This is a genomic window from Parasphingorhabdus pacifica (genome assembly GCF_054779195.1).
This window is the reverse complement of the sequence record NZ_BAAGYS010000025.1, coordinates 1-563: the sequence shown is the minus strand read 5'-3', so window position 1 is coordinate 563 and position 563 is coordinate 1. Positions and strand designations below refer to the sequence as shown.

Here is a 563-nt window from a genome sequence, read left to right as displayed (position 1 = left end):
CGACGGGTAGCCGGCCTGAGAGGGTGACCGGCCACACTGGGACTGAGACACGGCCCAGACTCCTACGGGAGGCAGCAGTGGGGAATCTTGCGCAATGGGCGAAAGCCTGACGCAGCAACGCCGCGTGGGGGATGACGGCCTTCGGGTTGTAAACCTCTTTCGACATCGAGGAAGCTTCTCTTGTTGGGGGAGTGACGGTAGGTGTAGAAGAAGCACCGGCTAACTACGTGCCAGCAGCCGCGGTAATACGTAGGGTGCGAGCGTTGTCCGGAATTATTGGGCGTAAAGAGCTCGTAGGCGGTTTGTCGCGTCGGCCGTGAAAACCTGCCGCTTAACGGTGGGCGTGCGGTCGATACGGGCAGACTTGAGTTCGGCAGGGGAGACTGGAATTCCTGGTGTAGCGGTGAAATGCGCAGATATCAGGAGGAACACCGGTGGCGAAGGCGGGTCTCTGGGCCGATACTGACGCTGAGGAGCGAAAGCGTGGGGAGCGAACAGGATTAGATACCCTGGTAGTCCACGCCGTAAACGTTGGGCGCTAGGTGTGGGGACTGTTTCCACGG

1 rRNA gene is annotated in these 563 nt (G+C 60.4%); it reads left to right on the top strand.

Annotated features, from left to right (window positions below):
* A 16S ribosomal RNA gene (locus ACYVAN_RS24435) occupies positions 1-563 on the top strand; the annotation flags it as partial.